General features: G+C 69.7%; 2 protein-coding genes. Both read left to right on the top strand.

The genetic code is table 11. The annotated features are described in order from the left end of the window. Positions 1-570, top strand: a 570-nt coding sequence (locus GH736_RS21700; protein ID WP_235934623.1) for a thiamine pyrophosphate-dependent enzyme, incomplete at its 5' end; no start/stop codon positions are given. 51 nt (positions 571-621) lie between these two features. After that, positions 622-2,110, top strand: a 1,489-nt coding sequence (locus tag GH736_RS21695; protein WP_159606996.1) for a sodium:solute symporter, incomplete at its 3' end; no start/stop codon positions are given.

The raw sequence follows: 2,110 nt of genomic DNA, 5'->3' as shown, positions 1-2,110 counted from the left end.
GTCGAGGCCCGCCTCGCCGCCCAGGACCTCGCGCCCGAGCGCACGCTCCTCGCCGACCTCCGTGCCGCCGTGCCCGCCGACGCCCACACCTTCTGGGACATGACCATCGCCGGGTACTGGGCCTGGTCGGCGTGGGATCCCGAGCAGGGCGAGTTCCACTCCGCCCAGGGCTCGGGCGGCCTCGGCTTCGCGTTCCCCGCGGCCCTCGCCGCGGCGATCGGCTCCGGCCGGCGCACCCTCGCCGTCTCGGGCGACGGCGGCGCGATGTACTCGATCGCCGAGCTCGCCACCGCCCGCCAGCACGACGCCGACGTGACCTGGCTCATCGTCGACGACGGCGGCTACGGCATCCTCCGCGAGTACATGACCGAGCAGTTCGGCCAGGCCACCGCCACCGAGCTCGCCCGCCCCGACTTCGCCGCGCTCGCCCGGGCGTTCGGCGTCACCGCCCATGAGGCGACCCTCGAGACCGTGGGCGAGACCATCGCCCGCACCTTCCGCGAGCCCGGCCCCGCTGTCGTGGTCGTGCCCGCCGTGTTGCGCATGTTCGCGCCGACACACCTGCAGTAACCCGACGAATCACCCGACCCTCGACCGAGACCTGACGCAAAGGATCCAACGATGGATATCGCGATCATCATCATCTACCTCGCCGCCATGCTGCTGTTCGGCTGGTGGGGCAAGTCCCGCACCAAGAACTCGAGCGACTTCCTCGTCGCCGGCCGGCGCCTCGGCCCGACGCTCTACACGGGCACCATGGCGGCCGTCGTGCTCGGCGGCGCCTCGACCGTCGGCGGCGTCGGCCTCGGCTACAAGTTCGGCATCTCGGGCATGTGGCTCGTCGTCGCGATCGCCGTCGGCCTCTTCCTCCTCAGCATCCTGTTCGCGAGCCGCATCGCGAAGCTGAAGGTCTACACGGTCGCCCAGATGCTGAAGCTCCGCTACGGCGTGAACGCCACGAGCGCGTCGGGCTTCGTGATGATGGCCTACACCCTCATGCTCTCGGTGACGTCGACGATCGCGTACGCGACGATCTTCAACGTGCTGTTCGACACCGACCGCACGCTCTCGGTGATCATCGGCGGCGTGATCGTGATGCTCTACTCGTCGATCGGCGGCATGTGGTCGATCACGCTCACCGACATGGTGCAGTTCATCCTGAAGACCATCGGCGTCTTCTTCCTGCTGCTGCCCTTCGCGTGGATCCACGCGGGCGGCTACGAGGGCATCGTCGACCGGCTGGGCGAGGCGGCGTTCGACTTCACCGCGATCGGCGTCGACACGATCATCACGTTCTTCGTCATCTACACGTTCGGCATGCTCATCGGCCAGGACATCTGGCAGCGCGTCTTCACCGCGCGCTCGCCGAAGGTCGCGAAGTGGGGCGGCACCGCGGCATCCGTCTACTGCCTGCTCTACGGCGTCGCCGGCGCGCTCATCGGCACCGCCGCGGCCTCCTTCATGCCCGGGATCGAGGCCAAGGACGACGTGTACGCGGCCGTCACCCAGCAGATCTTGCCGATCGGCCTCAGCGGCATCGTGCTCGCGGCCGCCGTCGCCGCCATGATGTCCACCGCCTCGGGCGCGCTCATCGCCACGGCCACGGTGGCCCGCGCCGACGTCATGCCCATCGTGAAGCGGCTCTTCGGTCGCAGCGCAGCGGATGCCGCGGCGAACTCGAACCCCGAGCACGACATCCGCTCGAACCGGATCTACGTCGTGGTGCTCGGCATCGCGGTGATCGTCATCGCCGCCATGCTCAATGACGTGGTCGCGGCCCTCACGGTCGCGTACGACATCCTCGTCGGCGGACTCCTCGTCGCCATCCTCGGCGGCTTCGTCTGGAAGCGCGCGACCGGCGCCGGCGCCCTCTGGTCGATGGGAGTCGGCACGGTCGTGACGCTCGGCACCATGTTCGTTGTGCCGGGTGGCGTCATGGCGAACGAGCCGATCTACTTCGGCCTCGCCGCGAGCCTCGCCGCGTACATCATCGCCAGCCTGCTGACCCCGCGCACGCCGGCGTCGGTGCTGCAGATCTGGAACGACCGGCTCGCAGGCCGCGCCGAGCCCGAAGCGGATGCCGCCGAGCCCGACGCCGCGGTCCCCGCAG

Origin of the sequence: Agromyces humi, from assembly GCF_009720255.1 — a bacterium.
In the GTDB taxonomy this organism is placed as follows: Bacteria; Actinomycetota; Actinomycetes; order Actinomycetales; family Microbacteriaceae; genus Agromyces; species Agromyces humi.
This window is presented reverse-complemented; position numbering and strand designations above follow the sequence as displayed.